At 61.3% G+C, this 17340-nt stretch carries 12 protein-coding genes and 4 pseudogenes; 3 read left to right on the top strand and 13 right to left on the bottom strand.

What is annotated here, in order from left to right:
- Window positions 1-51: 51 nt before the first annotated feature.
- The 8 genes and pseudogenes from tnpB to MGMSRV2_RS22430 all read right to left on the bottom strand — a co-directional run.
- Window positions 52-339, bottom strand: a pseudogene (tnpB, locus tag MGMSRV2_RS12995) (IS66 family insertion sequence element accessory protein TnpB); the annotation flags it as partial.
- The gene (locus MGMSRV2_RS21475) at window positions 336-512 is read right to left on the bottom strand and encodes a hypothetical protein (RefSeq protein WP_024080821.1); all 177 of its coding nucleotides are present in this window, start codon (window positions 510-512) and stop codon (window positions 336-338) included. The pseudogene tnpB and the gene MGMSRV2_RS21475, both read right to left, overlap by 4 nt.
- Before the next feature lie 114 nt (window positions 513-626).
- A complete protein-coding gene (locus MGMSRV2_RS12990; RefSeq protein ID WP_024080820.1) occupies window positions 627-1895 on the bottom strand; it encodes a response regulator in 1269 nt (422 codons plus the stop codon).
- A gap of 28 nt (window positions 1896-1923) precedes the next feature.
- On the bottom strand, window positions 1924-2421 hold the full coding sequence (locus MGMSRV2_RS12985) for a PAS domain-containing protein (protein WP_024080819.1): 498 nt from the start codon (window positions 2419-2421) through the stop codon (window positions 1924-1926).
- Between the two features lie 209 nt (window positions 2422-2630).
- A pseudogene (gene tnpC / locus MGMSRV2_RS12980) lies at window positions 2631-3641 on the bottom strand (IS66 family transposase); the annotation flags it as partial.
- Window positions 3605-3718, bottom strand: a pseudogene (locus MGMSRV2_RS22435) (transposase); the annotation flags it as partial. The pseudogenes tnpC and MGMSRV2_RS22435, both read right to left, overlap by 37 nt.
- Entirely contained in the window at window positions 3700-4041 is a 342-nt protein-coding gene (locus MGMSRV2_RS21975) for a phage tail tube protein (protein WP_422612278.1), read from the bottom strand. The gene MGMSRV2_RS21975 and the pseudogene MGMSRV2_RS22435, both read right to left, overlap by 19 nt.
- Window positions 3938-4243, bottom strand: a pseudogene (locus MGMSRV2_RS22430) (DUF7146 domain-containing protein); the annotation flags it as partial. The gene MGMSRV2_RS21975 and the pseudogene MGMSRV2_RS22430, both read right to left, overlap by 104 nt.
- Before the next feature lie 353 nt (window positions 4244-4596).
- Here MGMSRV2_RS22430 and MGMSRV2_RS12960 point away from each other — a divergent pair.
- Window positions 4597-4998, top strand: coding sequence for a hypothetical protein (locus tag MGMSRV2_RS12960; RefSeq protein WP_024080815.1), 402 nt, complete (start codon window positions 4597-4599; stop codon window positions 4996-4998).
- Window positions 4999-5294: 296 nt separating this feature from the next.
- On the opposite strand, the gene nrdR is transcribed toward MGMSRV2_RS12960, so the two are convergent.
- Window positions 5295-5756, bottom strand: coding sequence for a transcriptional regulator NrdR (gene nrdR / locus MGMSRV2_RS12950; protein WP_024080813.1), 462 nt, complete (start codon window positions 5754-5756; stop codon window positions 5295-5297).
- Between the two features lie 324 nt (window positions 5757-6080).
- Between nrdR and MGMSRV2_RS12945 the strand changes: the two genes are divergently transcribed.
- Window positions 6081-7574, top strand: a complete 1494-nt coding sequence (locus MGMSRV2_RS12945; protein ID WP_024080811.1) for a diguanylate cyclase — start codon at window positions 6081-6083, stop codon at window positions 7572-7574.
- A gap of 269 nt (window positions 7575-7843) precedes the next feature.
- Window positions 7844-8386, top strand: coding sequence for a bacteriohemerythrin (locus tag MGMSRV2_RS12940; RefSeq protein ID WP_242410683.1), 543 nt, complete (start codon window positions 7844-7846; stop codon window positions 8384-8386).
- A gap of 561 nt (window positions 8387-8947) precedes the next feature.
- On the opposite strand, the gene MGMSRV2_RS12935 is transcribed toward MGMSRV2_RS12940, so the two are convergent.
- From MGMSRV2_RS12935 to MGMSRV2_RS22210, 4 genes are all read right to left on the bottom strand, one after another.
- The gene (locus MGMSRV2_RS12935) at window positions 8948-9262 is read right to left on the bottom strand and encodes a hypothetical protein (protein ID WP_041633618.1); all 315 of its coding nucleotides are present in this window, start codon (window positions 9260-9262) and stop codon (window positions 8948-8950) included.
- Window positions 9263-9297: 35 nt separating this feature from the next.
- Window positions 9298-11388 carry a site-2 protease family protein gene (locus MGMSRV2_RS12930; protein ID WP_041634484.1) on the bottom strand — a complete coding sequence of 697 codons (2091 nt, stop codon included), beginning with the start codon at window positions 11386-11388 and terminating at the stop codon, window positions 9298-9300.
- A 17-nt stretch (window positions 11389-11405) separates the two neighbouring features.
- Window positions 11406-12716, bottom strand: a complete 1311-nt coding sequence (locus tag MGMSRV2_RS12925) for an efflux RND transporter periplasmic adaptor subunit (protein WP_024080806.1) — start codon at window positions 12714-12716, stop codon at window positions 11406-11408.
- A gap of 221 nt (window positions 12717-12937) precedes the next feature.
- Entirely contained in the window at window positions 12938-17209 is a 4272-nt protein-coding gene (locus MGMSRV2_RS22210; RefSeq protein ID WP_024080805.1) for a DUF4347 domain-containing protein, read from the bottom strand.
- Window positions 17210-17340 lie beyond the last annotated feature (131 nt).

The raw sequence follows: 17340 nt of genomic DNA, 5'->3' as shown, positions 1-17340 counted from the left end.
TTCGGACCCCGCTAAAAACGGGGGGATTACCAGGCAGCCTATCCCGTCCAGCATATAGGCGAGTTGGGCTGGCGAAATCGCCACCACGCCGTCGGCCGGCGACGGCCAGATGAACCGCCCTTTCTCCAGGCGCTTGGCGTAGAGCGACATCCCCAACCCGTCATGCCAGATGATCTTGATCATGTCGCCACTGCGGCCCCGGAAGACGAACAGATCGCCGACATGGGGATCGCGCTTCAAGGATTCCTGAACCTGCAACGCCAGCCCGTTCATGCCGCGGCGCATGTCGGTGCGGCCGACCGCCAGCCACACCAGGACATTGCGCGGGACCGGGATCATCGCCGCTCCAGCACGTCGAGAACCCGCCGCAGGATCGAGGTATCAACGCCACCGCCGACACGGACACGATAGCCGCCGGCCAGTTCGATCTTGACCCGCTCATCCGCAGAAATGGGGACCGTGAGCGGCAAGCTTTCCCCCGTCAGCACGACCGGCACCAGGCTCGGCGTCATCGTCTCGATCCCGGGCGCACCAAATAGCTTCCGCTAGGCGAAAACCTGATTGGCATTGACCTCGGGCTGACCATAAGGCCGGGCGTTAGTCCGGTGCATAATGGCGGCTAATGCCTATGAGGTCGATGGTTGGGTGAGTCGCTTGAATGCCGCGTCCTGAGAGTCGGCCGAGCGGCGCTCTTCCAAGGCTTCACTGGTGACCTCCAGCCTTTTGGTCGCCACAGTCGTCATGGGTGAACTCGCTGCCCCGGACAGCTCATCCAGCGTGTCATCCATGGCCGCCAAGGACAGCACATTCTGCCATCCGGTCTTGAGCAGTTCGAGCAGATCGACGGATAATGCGGAATATCCGCCGAGCATGATGATGAGGTTGTCGAACTCCGACATCCTATAGAAGATTTTCGATGACACCCCCAATGCTGCCGAGACGGTTCCGTCAACGATTCTCGATGATTCACTGACCGTCCGCTCCAGGCCGCCGACCAGAATGCCGAACGACATCTGGCTGACCGTTCCCATAATCTCGCTATACTTGCTTTTGAAGTAGGCGGACGTCTCTCCGGTATCCTGGCAATAGCCGTAAATCAGCCCCATGAGGTTCATCAGGCGGTTGAAGTGTTCGTCTACCTTTGCCTTGGCGTCTCCTGCCGACGGAGCGCGGAGAAGAGCCTGAAGCTCCTGGGAGATGCGCAGAGCTTCCTGAACCACCTGAATGCGGCGGCTGGATGGCGGCAGGCCCTTGTCGGCACTGCCTTCTTTGGGGGGGGCTGGGGTGCCATTGGCACGAGAAGGCGCTTCTCCGGTCATGCCACCCGGCGGTGGCGGTTCAGGCCGCGCGCGGGGTGGCGGCTGACTGAGGGCTGTGTCGGCCTGGGTGGCGGCCCTGACGCCTGCTACATCTGTCGAACGTCGGTGCGGCCCGCAGTAGTTCGGAAGGTCATGGCGGCGGCGATCGGGGCCGATATAGGCTTCTGATTTTATGAATTCCCGAGTATCGCCAAGAAGGCCGGAGACCGCCTTCAGCATCCCCCGTAAGGTGAGAGGAAAGGTGGCGAACCCGGATGCGCCCGCATTCCGGGCCTGGGTCAGCTGCTCGTTATTCCAGCCTTCGGTAATGCAAAGGAACGGAACCTCGCGAGCCCTGCCGGGCAATTCGTGCCGGATATATTTCAGAAGTTCCAGGTAGCCAAGGCCGTCCTCGGCCCAGATAACGATGCCGATCGTGGTATAGCGCAACTGCAGACTGGCGTAATCTACCGTGTCGGTCTCGTGAACCGTACCGATGCCAATCTGTCTCAGGACATCAGCCAGCAGGCGACGTTTTTTCTTTTCCGATGCAATCAGAAGGCACGCGATACTCTTGAATGAGGGAAGTGTCAGCATGCTGCTTGTGTACCAGTTGGATTAATTTTTACGGAGGTGGCGCGTAAAAGTTTAAATTCGCCGATTTCGGGGCCTTGACCTCCTGCGGTGCGAACCAATGGTTCTTCACCCAATCCCCTTTTGCGCCAAAATGTCCTGCAACTGCGCCGAACTGGCCTCTAGTCCGGCCTTGCGGTCGGCGGTTGGAGTGGAAGCCGATGATGGCGCCATCTTGGACAAGATCCGGGGTGACATGGGCCAGAACCCAGTAATGGTCGCCATTGCCACTGCGATTGATGACGCAGGCGAAAACCTCGGTGCCGGATTGGATGCGCGACCACATCAACTTGAAGACACAGCGCGGCATATGGGGATGCCGGATCATGCTGTGCGGTTGGCCGATCAGTTCGGATTCAGAGTATCCGGCCAAACGAAGGAAAATATCATTGCAATAGGTCATCCGCCCCTTGGGATCGGTCTTGCTGACGATGATCTCATCGTCGGCGAACGTCCTTTCGACCCCCGTCAAATGCACCGGCGCCGCCATTCCCCCCCTAAATCACAGGTCATAAGAACCGACAGGGAGCCTAATCGAAAGTAGGGTGTTGCGTCAATTTTTTAAGTCTACATTTCCCATTTGAGGCACACGTTCGCCCCCTACTGACGGCAGAATATGCGGGATGGTTTATGGGACTTGTCTCATTGCTTGTCGGTGAACCGTATCCATCCGGTGAAGGACGCAGGGGGGGGGCGGCGTCAGGCGGCGACGGCGGAGGCCGGGTTGGCGTTCCGCCAGTTCCAGGGCAGGAGTTCGTCGATGCGGCTGGCGGGGTGACCCGCGATCCGTGCAAGGACATCGGCCAGCCAGGCTTGCGGATCGATGTCGTTCATCTTGGCTGTGACGATGAGGCTGTACATGGAGGCGGCACGCTGTCCACCGCGGTCGGACCCGGCGAAGAGCCAGGACTTCCGGCCGAGCGCGATGCCACGAAGGGCGCGTTCGGCGGAATTGTTGGTCATGCAGACGCGGCCGTCGTCGAGGAAGCGGGTGAAGGCGGGCCAGCGTTTCAGCATGTAGTCCATGGCCTTGGCAAGATCGTTGCCTCGCGACAGACCGGCGCGCTTCTCCGTCAGCCATCGTTCCAGGTCGGCGACCAGGGGGGCGCTGAGCTCCTGGCGGATCGCCCGCCGCCGGTCGGCGTCCTGGCCGCTGATGGCGCGCTCGATCTCGAACAGGGCGTCGATGCGCCGGACCGCCTCCAGCGCCAGGGGCGAGATCACCGAGGCAGCCCGGCCCTCGGCCTTGCGGCGGGCATTGGCCGCCAGGTCGGCTAGGGCGAAGAACGGACGCCTCGCATGCGCCCAGCAGGCGGCCTCCAGGATTGGCCCGGGTTTTCGGTCGGGCAGGTAGAGTGCGCCATAGCCCCCATAGGCGTCCGCCTGGAGCAGCCCGGCATACCCAGCGAGATGGGCCTGGGGGTGTTCACCTCTCCGGTCGCGCGAATAGTAGAACATGGCCGCCGGTGGTGCCGGTCCGCCGAAGGGGCGGTCGTCGCGGACATAGACCCAACATCGGCCGGTGTCGGTCTTGCCCTTCGCCAGGACGGGCACCGTGGTGTCGTCGCCATGCAGACGCGCGGCGGCAAACACATGGGCCTCGATGCGCCGGATCAACGGCTCCAGGGCGGCGCAGCCGGCGCCCACCTGGTCGGCCAGCGTGGACAGGCTGAGCGGCACAGCGCGCCCAGCACCCTGACGGGAAGAAGGAATGCCGGACGGGACGACACCCATCGCCCGTCGGGCGCAATGCCGCCGCCGGGGACGATCATGTGCACGTGGGGATGTCGGCGGTGGCGGGCGCGCCGAACAGGCCCTTCAGCCAGAACCCCAGCGCCCGCACATCGAGCGGCACGCCGACATCGCCCTCGTCCTTGACCGCCTCGTAATAGGGATCCTGGGCGTCACGCCCCTGGCCCAGCAACGGGTCGTAACCCAGCGGGCGTTCGGCGCCCAAGGCGCATTCCTTGAATGAAAGCCGGGTGTATGGGGGCGAGGCGCACGCTGCCGCTGTCGATTGCCCCCAACATCTTCTTGCCCGGTGGCGCCTTGCCGCTGCCGTCGTCGAGCAGGAAGGTGCGGTGGATGCCGCCGACGGGGTTGCCGGCACCGTCACGGACGATCCCCACCAGCCCCGGCCAGCCGCGCCGTCCATCGAAGTCGGGAAGGTCGTCGTGGTACAGCAGATCGGGCGACCGCGGATCGCCGACACCACGGTGACGGAGATAGGTCTCGCCGATAGTGCCGACCAGCGGTTGGACACCGCCGAGGATGCGGGCGATTTCCAGGTCATGCGTCGGCTTGGGCGTCATGGCTCGCTGCGGGGCGGGCAGATCCATCCGCGCCAGCCGGGCGGCTTCCTCGAACAGATCGCGGTCGGCGAGACCGGTGGCGTGGTGGATCAGGTCGATGGGCCCAGCGCTCTCGCCGGTGGCATGGTCGAAGCCCCAACCGGCATGGTGACCGCCAAGATGGATGATGCACGAGCCGTCCTTGCGCGGCGAACGCCCCGACAAATCGGCACAGCGCAGCGTCCGGCGATCCGGGGACAGCCGACCTTGGGGAAACAGGCCGGGCAGCCAGTCCGGTGCCGTGGCGGCCAGGCGACCACGAATTTCGGGCAGGTCAAAACGGGCACCGCCCAGACCGGCGACAGGAGTGCGGCATGACCGCCGACATTCGGATCGACACCCTCACCATCCGCGTGCCGCTGACCCTGCGGCGATATGGTGGGCGCAAGCTGGTGATCGTGCCCGAGGGCGACGGCGTGCCGGTGCGCACCAAATCCACTCCCGACGACACCCTGCTGAAGGCGCTGGCCCGCGCCCATCGCTGGAAGCGCATGCTGGAATCTGGGCAGGTGGCATCCCTGAACGAGTTGTCCGAAGCCGAGAAGATCAGCCCATCCTACATGACCCGAATCTACCGCCTCACCTTGCTGGCCCCCGACATCGTCGAAACCATCCTCGACGGCCGCCAGCCGCGCACCCTTCAACTGGCCGATCTGATGGACGACATGCCGGTGGAATGGCACCGGCAGCGGGAAAGGTACGGGATTGTAACTTGAATCCTCGCCTATCTTGCGCTAATCAACCCCGAGATTGGGAGGTAACGAAATGACCTGGGAAACAGGCTTCGTGACACGGGCAGAGATCAAGCGACTGGCGGCTCAGGTAGTTGCCAATATAAGTGCTACAGCCTCGACGGACGACATCCTGCGCCTTTGCGTCGGCATTGCCCTAGCCAAGGACCTTGTGGACAGCGACCTTCTGAGCCTGTTGGCAGAGGTCGGCACTCGGCTCGGTCTCTCGTTGGTGGCTTAGTTCGCGATGCACATCCTGTTTGGCTGACCTTCAGACGGATTCAGTCACCGCTGTCGCGTCCCATCTTCCCCAGGAAATCGCCAAAATCCTTGGCTTCGCGGAAGTTCCGATAGACCGACGCATAGCGAAGATAGGCGACCTGATCCATCCCCATCAGCACATCCATGACCAGTTCGCCGATGAGCTTGGACGGAACCTCGTTCTCCCCCAAGCTTTCCAGGCGGCGATGGATTCCATTGACGATGCGTTCGATCTGCTCTTCGTCCACGGGACGCTTCCGCAGGGCGATCTGAAGCGACTTGACCACCTTATCGCGGTCAAAGGTGGACCGGCTGCCGTCCTTCTTGATCACCACCAGATCGCGGATTTGCACCCGCTCGAAGGTGGTGAATCGGGATGCACAGGCTGGACACGCCCGGCGGCGGCGGATGGATGCATTGTCATCGGTAGGGCGGGAATCTTTCACCTGGGTGTCGTCATGTCCGCAAAAAGGACAACGCATGTTCATCTCCCCCATCGATGTTCAGGCTGATCATTCAGGAAACGGTCGCCGCCAGCAAGAACACCGGATGACCGAGACAGGAATTTCCACCCGCCGCATTGACGTGACCCGGTGGTCGTGCAGTGCCATGGGCTGGCGGCCATTTACATATTCGTTGCGTGAGCCAACGATTTGTATCGAGCGGGCTATCGGGGGTCGCTACGGATTGACCTCCCAGTTCGTGCGGATGTAAAACTCATGGTGGAAATTCTGGATACTAGATATCTGTGCCCCGCAGGAAACACGCGGAGTTGGCATCTGTGATTTGATACGCAGGAACCTGCAATGATGGATGATGGGCGAAATCAGCATGGAGGTGACCAGGATATTGGCCGCCTGCTGAATCTCGTCGAAATCCCAGAATGCCAGAGCCTGATCCAGCCGATCATTGACCACCTCCCGTGTGGGGTGACGCTGTTTGATCAGTCCCTGAACATGGTTGCCTGCAATGGGGTGTTTCGGCGTCTGCTGGACATCCCTGATGAACTGTTCGCAGCAGGACTACCATCATTGAAAAAGCTCGCCACGTTTGACGCTGGACGCGGTGAATATGGCTTAGGCAATCCAGAGGAACTTGCCGAACAGGTCGTACTGCGGGCCAAGGCAATGGAACCGCATCAGTTTGAACGAGTCCGGCCCGATGGAACCATCTTGGAAATCGACGAACGTCCGTTGCCCAATGGCGGATTCGTCACCCTGTACATGGACATCACCGAACGAAGGGCTTTGGTCGAACGCAGCCGCGATCTTGAAGCCCTGAACCTGGAACTCACCGACACTGTTGCGGCTCTCGCCGCATCAAATGCCGAACTCCACGCTGCACGGGAAGAGCTTGAACATCTGGCACAGCGTGATGGACTTACTGGGGCTTGGACCCGTCGAAGAATTGAGGAAACTGCCCAGCAGGAAATGCTCCGAAAGGCGAGGTACGGCCATCCCGTATCGCTACTCTTCATCGACCTCGACCATTTTAAACGGGTCAACGACACCCACGGCCATGCGGTTGGTGATGATGTTCTGAAAGCCTTCTGCAAAATCGCCCGAAAGTGCATGCGGTCTACCGATCTCCTTGGTCGCTGGGGTGGTGAGGAGTTCGTGATCCTTATGCCAAACAGCGGAGTGATGATAGCCAGCCTTCTCGCCGAACGAATTCGCAAGGCCACAATGGCCCATGAATTCCCCGTTGTCGGGCGTGTAACCACCAGTCTTGGTGTCGCGGAATGTCGGGAAGAAGAAATATGGGAATCCTGGCTTGCCCGGTCTGATGCAGCCCTATATGCCGCAAAGGCAGGTGGTCGGAACCAAGTGATCAAAGATGCCGCCCATCCAGGTGAGACTGGAGAGGCTGAACTTCTTGATCTGTCGTATATGCGGCTGGGATGGCGAAAGGCATACGAGTCCGGTCATTCTTTGATCGATAGCCAGCACCGCGATCTGTTTGATCTCGCCAACAATCTTCTGACTTCGGTGCTCGGAGATCGACCAGATGATGAGGTTGTCCCCCAGGTCGAATCGCTTGTGGCCGACCTCACCAAGCACTTTCATGATGAAGAGATGATTTTTAGGTCAGTAGGCTACGCGGCTGCCGATGAACATGCCGAAACCCACAAATCCTTGCTCGATCATGCCAACAATCTAGTGGAAAGTTTCAAGCAAGGTGAATTGTCGGTTGGCGAACTTTTCAACTATCTCGCTTATGACTTCATCGCCAAGCACATGCTATCTGAGGATCGAAAGTTCTTTGGACAAATTCTGGAAGTTCACGATACAGCGGGATGAACGCAGGTCGGGTGATCAGGTGAACATTCTGCCCGAGGAGATCAAGGAGGCCATTTCGGACACGGTTATTGCTGCTGGATTGGAGTCCGAAACCGGCGGGAGATCCACTTAGCCGACGACCAAATCTGTCCGAACAAACCCGGCCACCTCTTAGAGCGGTCAAACGCAGCGCCGAGCCCAATCGGCTCCAGCTGATGCGGTGGGCCATCGGTCGATGTCGGGATAAACGACACGTTGACCTGATCACCCAAGGCAGCCTATGACCTAACTTGGGCGTTCGCGGCGTCCTGGCTTCTCAACCCTCAGCGTCTGCGATAATCTTTCCTGAAATCTTCTGGAAGTGCGATCCATCAGATGAGGAAGCGGGATCAGATATGCTTCGATTTACCGAAGACATGCGCATCGGCCACCTTGTTATCGATGCCGACCATCAGCGTCTGATTGAGATTATCAATCAGTTTGCCGAGGCGTCCACCGTACATACCCTTTTTGAGGGGGCGGCGCCCAGCGACTGCGCCACGGTAATGCACCAGACCCTCAAGTCACTGATCGCGTACACGAAGGAGCACTTCGCGAAAGAGGAAAAAATTCAGCGGGAGTGCATGTATCAGTACCACGCGATGCATGTCCAAGAGCATCATGCACTGGTGGTTCAGCTAGAAGAAATCGCCCGGACTTACTTCGTCAGGAAATCAAAGCCGCTGAATAGAAAGGCGCTTGAAGAACTGAGGGAGTTCATGAATTTCTGGCTTGTAAACCATGTGATGAAATTCGACAGCAACATGCGTGAGTGGGTTTGTCCGAAAGAATAGGTGGTATCCCCCTCCCGTTCGATATCGGGCAGATCTCCCCACTGTAAGACATGGTGGGTAGGAGAAAACGGCTCTTCCTGGCACACACAGCCGGCATAGGGGACGTTCCCGCCGAATGGCGGTTGTCGGGGCCCTTGGCGCCGCTCGACTCTGCGGTGCGGCAAGACGGCTGTTGATCGCCCATTCCACTCCCAGACTCTTTCCCGCGCCAGCAAAAACTGCGAAAAGGTCAACAGCTTTTGGCGCCGCAACTCTTTGAATAACTTGCAACTTTAAAACCCGTACCGTTTGGCGGCAGTCAACAGCTTCCGGAGAAACAGGGCGGGAGAGAAGAGAAAATTGGTTAAAAATTCGCAGCCACAAGACCAGAATGTCAACAGCTACTGGCCTAAAACGGCGCAGAGCCTTGGGCTTTCGCCCAAGGCTCTATGCGTCAGAGAATCTATTCTTTGGAAGTAATGGCGGAGTGGAGGTCGCGGGAATCGAACCTTCTCCCCTAGAATATCAAGGACTTGCTGGCGCCATGGGCACCCCGGATCTGTGCGTGACGCTATGTTCGCGTCACCGTTGCATCGATCCGGCACCGGCGGCGATCTTCAGGCGGGTGATGGCCATTTCCAACTCGGCTGCGATCTTGCGGCGTTGGTCAGTCGCTTTTGTTTCCTTTAAACGCCGCAGGGTGATTTCAGCCTCGTTGAGTTCCTGCACTGCAGTGGAACCAGGCTGGGTCGCCAGTTGCAGCTTCACCGATTCCAGTTCGGCAGCCTTGGAGGATTCGTAGGCATTGTCGATGGGGCCATTCCCTTGCGCCATGGCCGCAGGTGCCAGGGCCAAAAATGCCGCCAGCGCGGCCAGACGGAATGCAATGCGCATCATGCACCTCCCAAGATGGTGTGGTTTATCATAGCAGATCAAGCTCCCCATTCGCGGACCAGCACCACCAGCGCCGACCGCGCCGCGCGTCCAATCAGGCTTTGGCCCTGCCCACTGATGATAGCATGTCCAATCAGCTTTATATCGGGCGCCGGGCCGTCGAGACGGATGGTGACGCGGAAGAAGCCGCCCTGGGGCACTAGAGCTTGGCCTGCGGCCCGAACTGGGATGTCCCCGCCATGGAGCGAGGCCAGGGCCGGATCGGCCAGCACCTTGACCGGATTGCGGTCGATGGATAGCACCTTGCCCGCCATACCGGCATGGTCGAGGCTGTGGGGAATGAAGCGAGCCTCGTCGCCTTCCTTGATTCGCTCCAGATCGTCCTCGGCCAGATAGGCGGTCGCAATGGGGACGCCATCGGCCCGGATCAGGCCCAATTGCTGCTTCGGCGACAGCCAGGCGCCGGGTTTCAGGTCCGGCAACGGATCGAGGAACAGACCGGCATGAGGTGCGGTGACGGTCAGGCGTTCGGCTTCGGCGTCCAGCGCCGCCTTCTCGGAGCGGAGGCGCGACAGTTCCTCGGTCAGGGCCGATAGGCGTTCGCGGCCGAAGGGGTCGAGCTTGACTGCCTCCAACTCGGCGGCCTTGCCTGCCAGCCTAGCGGAGGTGATGGCACGTCTTGCGTCGATGTCGGGGGCGATAAAGGTAAGAAGCGGCATGCCGGTAGTAACATGCTGACCACGCTCGACCAGCACGGCTTCCGACCGGGCCGGAGCGGGCAGAAACAATGGCGCCACAATCTCGGCAGCAATACTGGCTGGGGCCTCTATTCGGGTGCGCCAGGGGATGATCGCCACCAGCAGGGCAAGGCCGAGGCCAATCAGCGGACGCCTCCACCTGGTGCCTTTGAGGATGTCACCCCGGCGCTTAGCCCATTGCTTAACCTCATTCCAGATGGGCAAGAACACAAACCAGCCAATCTCAACAGCAAATAATAGCGCGCCCACCGCCTTGATGAAGAAGTGGTAGACCAGGACAGCGATGCCGAGAAACAGGGCCAGCCGGTAGATCCAGACGGCGAAGGCGAAAGCGACCATGGCGTGAGTGCGCCACTTGTCCATGGCTTCCGGTGCCGGTTTGCCCAGATCGAACAAAGCCTCCCGCAGCCACCAGCGAGCCATGGCGAAGGCCCGAGGGTGCAGGTTGGGCAACTCCAGCGCATCCATGGCCAGAAAGTAGCCGTCGAAGCGCATGAAGGGGCTGAGATTGATCACCAATGAAGATACCCAGGTGAAGGCGGCCAGCACGAAGACGCCCTGGCGCAATGCCCCCTCGGGCAGGAAGGCCCAGAGTAGCGTGGCCCAGGCCGCCACCGACAGTTCGGCCAGAATTCCAGCAGAGCCGACAAGCAGGCGTTGCCGCCGAGACGCCAAGGTCCAGGTCTCGTTGACATCGGTATAGAGCACCGGCCACATCACCAAGAAGGCGAGCCCCATGGTCGGCACGCGACAGCCGAACCGCTTGGCGGACAGGCCATGGGCCAGTTCATGGATCACCTTCACTAGAGATAGGGCAATGCCGTAGCTGACCATGCCGCTGACCGAAAGCGTATCGACCAGGGTGGTGCTGAAGACGTCCCACTGGCGAGCCACCAGGATCAGACCCAGCGCCAGTGCACCCAGGGTGGCCCAACGGAACCAGACACTGCCAAGCCAGGACACCAGCGGCAGTAGGCCACCGAGGAAGCGATCCGGCCGTACCAGGGGAATGCGGAAGAACAGGTAATGGTGCAGCAGCCAGTTGAACAGCGAATGCTTTTCCGCCGCCGCCTGCTCACTCAAGCGCAGGGTGTCGGCGTGGCTGTTGGCTTGGGTCAGTTGGTTGCCGCGGACGAACTTGGCGACGTCCATCACCTCCTCATCGCTCATGTCGATGGTGGTCTCGGCCCGTACCGCCTCGGCCACTTCACCTGCGGTGCCGCCCCAACGGCTCAACGCCTCGAAGGCCGCCCAGCCTATGCGGAAATAGCGGTTCCTCACCGGATCGCGGATGGTCCAGGTCGGTGAACCGTCGAGGGAGGCCGGGCCGGGATGCAGCGACAGCTCGTCGCGCAAACTCGGCAGGAGCATGGCGGCGGCATCCATGGCTACAGGCCCACGAAGTTGCGCACGACTGCCAGCGGGCGTCGCGCCAGCCAGTAAATCAACGCCACCCGGTGACCATCGAGCCGGGCGGTTCCTTTCAGCCCCAGCCGGGGGCCGGCCTCGCCCTTGGGCAGTTCGGCGCGGACGCGATGGCCCAAGGTGCCGTCGGGCTGGGCGATCGCTTCGTAGGTGACGTAAAGAAGCTTGGCCGACACCGGCGATAGCGGATCGGAATTGAGGAACAGGCTGACCGGGCCGCCCTTCTCCAATGAGATGACATCGGCCGGGGCCAACCAGGCTTCCACCTCCACGTCATTGGGAGACGCCACCGCCAGCACCTTCTCGCCCACTGCCACCGGCCGTCCCTGCCACTCGGCGGGGTCATCCAGCACCGCGACGCCGGCACGCGGAGCCTTGACCTGGGATCGAGCCATCAGGTCATCAAGCTGCGCCGCCTCGGCTCCCCGCTCCTCAATGCGGGCGCGGATCACCGTCAACATACCCTTGGCCTTGGAATCGAAAAACGCCTGCTGGGAGGCCTGATCCAGTTCAGCTTGGGCGGTGGAGAGCGCCTTCTTCGCCACCTCCAGCTTGCCGGTCAGCGTGGTGCGGTCCAGCTCGAACAAGATGTCGCCCTCAGCCACCTTCTGATTAGGCCGCACATGCACCTTTTCAATCACCCCCTCCATGGGCGAGCGGATCACCGCCGGATCATGGGCCACCACCTCGGCCGGGGCCAATACCGACAGGCGCACCGGAAACAGCAAGGCCAGCACGATTCCCGCCGCCAGTTTCAGGCGATAGCGGGGGATGGACTGGATCTTCTGCTTCCATTCGGTCACAGGGGAGGGTCGGTGCAGCACTGTCCAGGCATGGCCGTAGAAATCCGATGCACGGGTCAGCAGTGCCACGTCCTGGTCGCCCCACGTCTCGTCACGGGCCAGCAACAGAGTGCCGAGCCGCTTGCTATCGCGGTCCCTCAAGGGCAGCATCAAGGCGCAAGACGGCAGCCACTCCGACCATTCCGACCCATCGGCCCCGTCCAAGTCGGCGGGACAGGCTTGGCGAACCTCGTCGGATGCCAGCCGTTTGAACACTCGTTCCAGCCACAAGGTGAACGGTGCCCCGGACTCGATCCCGGCGACACCGGATACTGCTTTCAACCCCTCGCCATCAATGAACAGCGCCGCTTGGCGATAGAATGCCAAGGCCCGGCTGTCATTGACCATGACAAAGCCCAAATCGGTGGAATTGGCGGACTTGCGGGCGTGCTCCTCCAAACCGAGCAGCGCCAGCAGCGGGTTATCACTCATGCTTTGTCCAGCGGTGTGAAAAGGCTGGAATCGGCCAGAACCGACACGGCGACCGTCATGAGCCGTCTCGTCGTCGTCTCAACGAGGCAGACATGCCTGGGAAGTCCTGCTGGACTAAGAAACGCTTCAATCATCCACGACGATCCCTTCGTGCCCGTCTTCTCGAACCGGCTGCCAATGGTCGCCACGGGGGATTTGTCCCTTCTCAGCACGATGGCTTCCTATCCAAAGCGAATGGCGGCGTTGCGGGCGGCCATTTTCAATTGCTGCGTAAAGGCGACCTTGCCCAGACGGACCTCGGCCAGCTTCAGCGGCTTACCGTCACGGATGGAGCCGCTGCGCTGTCCCTCCGCCGGAACGGGGGGTTGTGCACCCGCCTCTCCCTTACCCAGGACGATGCGAACCGTGGCGATTGCCTCGCGGCCATCCTGGTCACGGGCCACCACGCGGACCACCACTACGCCGTCTTGACCGGCTGGCGGCGTTCCCTCGAAGGCTCCGGTCTTGGGATTGAAGGCCAGCCAGGGGGGCAATGGCTGACCGTCGATCTGGGCCGCCTTCAGATTGACCACCGCGTCAGGACGGGTGTGGGCGAAAGTGTCCGCCGGCAAGGCGAATTTGACGTTTCCCGCCGCTGTTTCCTGAACCTGCGCTATCGGTCGAACGGCCACAAGGGCGTCGTCTCCGCCGCTCCGTTGGCCCGACGCGATCACCGGCACCCGGAAAGAGCCGTCAGCGGCGCCAGAGGTCAACTGGCCAGATGCGGCGAAGGTGAGCACCGCCGGGGCTTGAATGGTGCCGGAGCCGCTGGTGGTTAAGCCCCCCCCAGTTCCGGCGCCGACCCCGGCTCCCCCCGGCCCGCCGATAACGACAGCAGGTCCCTTGGGAGCATCGGTACCGGGCGGCGGGGCGCTGGGCGTAATCGGTGGCAAGGGGGCAATGACCGGCGGAGCCGGTGGTGGTGGTGGCGGCTCCGCCGGGGCAAGTGGAGGAGGAGGCGGAGGTGGTGGCGCGGCCTTCGGCGGTGGCGGCGGCGGCGGCGGTGGAGGGGTGGTGGTGGTGGACGGACTGGTGGCTACGGCGGTCACCGGGGCTCCGGTGGTAGTGGCGACGCTGCCGTCCGTGGCGCTCAACAGGACGACATAGCCCATGCTGGGAGCGTCGGTCAGAGCCGCCGTCCCAGGTCCGGGATCGAAATCGATAGTGCCTTTGTAACTGCCGACCAGGACGATCTTGCCGGCCGCACCGAACGCCTCGTTACTGATCGAAACCGTGGCTCCCGCCCCTCCGATTTGGTTAAGCCAGGTCACCGACCCATCGGAGGCGCTGAGTCCGGCCAGAAACGAGTCGGTGGTGCCCACGGCGGTCTTGGTGACTGTGCCGAAGGTGGCGGTGGCGGCGAAACTTCCGGCGACGATGGGATTTCCCGAGGCGTCCAGGGACATGTAGCCGAGTATGTCAGTGCCCGTCCCGCCCATGGAATTAACCCAAACAACACTGCCGGTTGATGTCAGTTTGAACAGGAACGCGTCGGTACCACCGGCGCTGGTCTTGGTGACGGTGCCGCCGCTGGGTCCGAACGTCGCAGTCGCCGCGTACTGGCCTCCCACATAGGCGTTGCCAGCCCCATCCACCGCCAGGGTCTTGGCATAGTCGCCGCCGGTCCCTCCGATCACTTCCGCCCAGGCGGTGGTGCCGTCGGAATTCAGCTTCCAGACATAGCCGTCCACACTGCCGGCGCTAGTCAGATTGTAGGTTCCTGAATAATTGAAGTTCACCGTTCCCTGAAGAAAACCCGAGCTGTAAAGGGTCCCCCCCGGTCCTAACGCCAACTTGGTCGGGCTGCTGCTGTTGGTTGTCTTTGTGCCAGTGACCCAGGCGAAACTGCCATCCGGGTTCAGCTTCAAGACATAGGATCCCGATCCGGTGCTGGTCAGGTTCTGGGTGCCGGCGCCGGGATCTAAATCCTTCGTCCCGATGTACTGGCCGCTGATGAAGACGTTGCTGGAGGCATCAACGGCGACGTCGATGGCGGAGTAGGCGCCGTAGGTCTTGGCCCAGATCGCGTTGCCGTTGGGATCCAGCTTGGCGACATAGGCATTATTGTTCCCTGTCAGGTTGATCGTTCCGACACCGGGATCGAAATCGCCGGTCCCGGTGAATGATCCCATGGCATAGAAATTGCCCGCCGAATCGGTGATAATGCCTGATAGAGCGACTGAGCTCGCCCCGGCGCCCAGCAGCTTGGTCCAGGCAACCGTAGCATCGGAGTTCAGCTTCTCCAGATAGACGCTGTAGCCACCATAGGAACTGAAGATGTCTGTGCCGGGATTGGTGAGATCGAAATCCACCAGCCCCGTAAAGTTGCCCCCGACAAAGATGTTGTTGGAGGGATCGATGCTGACCGAGCTGGCGTCGGCGGTGCCACCGGACTTTGGCGCATAGGCCCAGACGAAGCTGCCATCCGCGTTAAGCTTTTGAACGAAGCCGTTGCTGAGGTTGGTGCTATAACCAGTGCTGACACCCGCCCCGGGGTTGAGGTCGATGGCACCCTGAAAGACGCCGGACACGTAAATCTTCCCCGCCGCATCCACCGCGATTCCATAGCCGTAATCGCCGGCATAGATACCGCCAGTTTGATTCACCCAGCCAAAGGTGCCGTCGGCGTTGAACGTCTCGACGAATATGTCGGCACTGCCGGCGCTGGTCAGGGTGTTGACGCCGGCACCGGGGTCGAAATCACCTGAATTCTGGAAATATCCCGCCACATGGACCTTCCCCGAACCATCCACGGCGATCGCCTTGCCAAAGGCCGCCGATCCGCCTAAAGCATTGGCCCAGGCCAAGGTACCGTCCGAGTTCAGCTTCTGAACGAAGCTCGTATTACTGCCGCCGCTGAGGTTGAAGGTTCCTGCGCCGGGATTGAAATCAACCGCCGTGGTGCCATTGAAAGCGCCGGTGGTATAGACGCCGCCGTTGGAATCGACGGCAATCCCATAGCCCGTTTCGCCGTTAGAGCCGCCCATCCGGTCGGCCCAGACGAAACTGCCGTCGGCGGCCAGCTTGAGAACGAAGATATCGGTGTTGCCGTTGGTGCTGATATTATAGGTTCCTGCACCAGGATCGAAATCCACATTGGCGCCACTGAACGAACCAGTGACGAAAACATTGGCGCCGGTGCTGTTCAAGGCCAGGGCCGTTGCCGCGTCGTTCGAACTGCCGCCGATGCTTTCGGCCCAGGCGGTGGTGCCGTCGGCGTTCAACTGGGTCACAAAGATATCCGTACCACCGGCCGATATCAGATTGGTTCCGCCGAAACCGGCCGTGCCGCTAAAACTTCCGGTGACGGTGACCTTACCGACCGGATCCACGGCGATGCCCGTTCCCACGTCGGCGCCGGTCCCGCCCAGGTCCACGGCCCAGGCGGTGGTGCCGTCCGAATTCAGCTTCATGGCGAAGGCATCGTTACCCCCCGCATTGGTCAGGGTGACGCCACCGAAGCTGGAAGTGCCGCCGGACGTGCCAGCGACAAAGACGTTTCCGGAGGAATCCACCGAGATGGCATTCCCGATGGAATTGCTCGTACCGAATTGTTTCACCCAGGCCAAGGTGCCGTCGGCGTTCAGTTTCTCGACGATCGCGCTGCCCACGGCCTGATCCAAGGTCGCCGTCCCGGCGCCGGAGTTGAAATTGATGACGCCGGTGAACTGGCCCGTGGCGTAGACGCATCCCGCCGAATCCACCGTCACCGCAAAGAAGGTGCAGGAGCCCGACGTCGGCATATTTGTGATGCTGAGGGGAAAGGCTAGGTCGTGTGCGAAGGTCGCCAGAATGACGGCATCCATTTGCCCAGCCGCAACGGATCCAGTCGCCTTTTCCAGAGTCCAGTCGCCATCCATACCGGTGACATTGCCGGATGCCGCCACGTCGGCGCCGATGGCGGCGGCTAGGTCAGTGATGAATTGCTGGCCATCATCGCCCTTCGCTACGTCACAGCCGTAGAGCAGCAAGTCAGCGCCGTCGTTTAGGGAATGGCCGATCTCGGCCAGTTCGGCCTGAACCGTCGCGTCCGATAATTTGGCGTCGGTCAGAGTATCCGTACCGATTCTTACCGACGCCTCGGCTCCGTGCGACAGGATCGAGATACTGTCATAGCCCGTATGACTCTCCGCCCATTTGGCGATCTGGGCGAGGCCGCTTTGGGTTCCATCGACCTCCTCGATCTCGATGCCGGGCTTCACCGCCGCTTCCAGGGTCTTGTAATCGGCCACCGATGTGTCGATGAACACCACTTCCTTCTTGCCGCCGTCCTTGGAGGGATCGGCGGCGCGCACTTGAACGGAAGCAGGCGCATCGGGGATCAGCCCCTTGGCCGCCGCGTCCGGTGCGGCGTGGGCGGCATCGACGAACGCCGCGCCGTCGAACATCCAGCGCGGTTCCAGCGCCATCAGGCCGAGGGGGGTGTTGCGGCGCTTGCGGTTGACGTGCCCCATTATTGCACTCCATAGTTTAAGGCGCTCATGGCACAATATCAATCATGGCGCGGGCATCTGGACCCGTCCGGTCATCCCGGCGATTAGTTCGGGATAGTCATCCCTGACCTTGGCCGCCACCTTGACCGAAT

The organism is Magnetospirillum gryphiswaldense MSR-1 v2 (assembly GCF_000513295.1).
Classification (GTDB): Bacteria; Pseudomonadota; Alphaproteobacteria; order Rhodospirillales; family Magnetospirillaceae; genus Magnetospirillum; species Magnetospirillum gryphiswaldense.
Note: the sequence above shows the minus strand (reverse complement) of the source record. Positions and strands in the feature narration are given on the sequence as shown.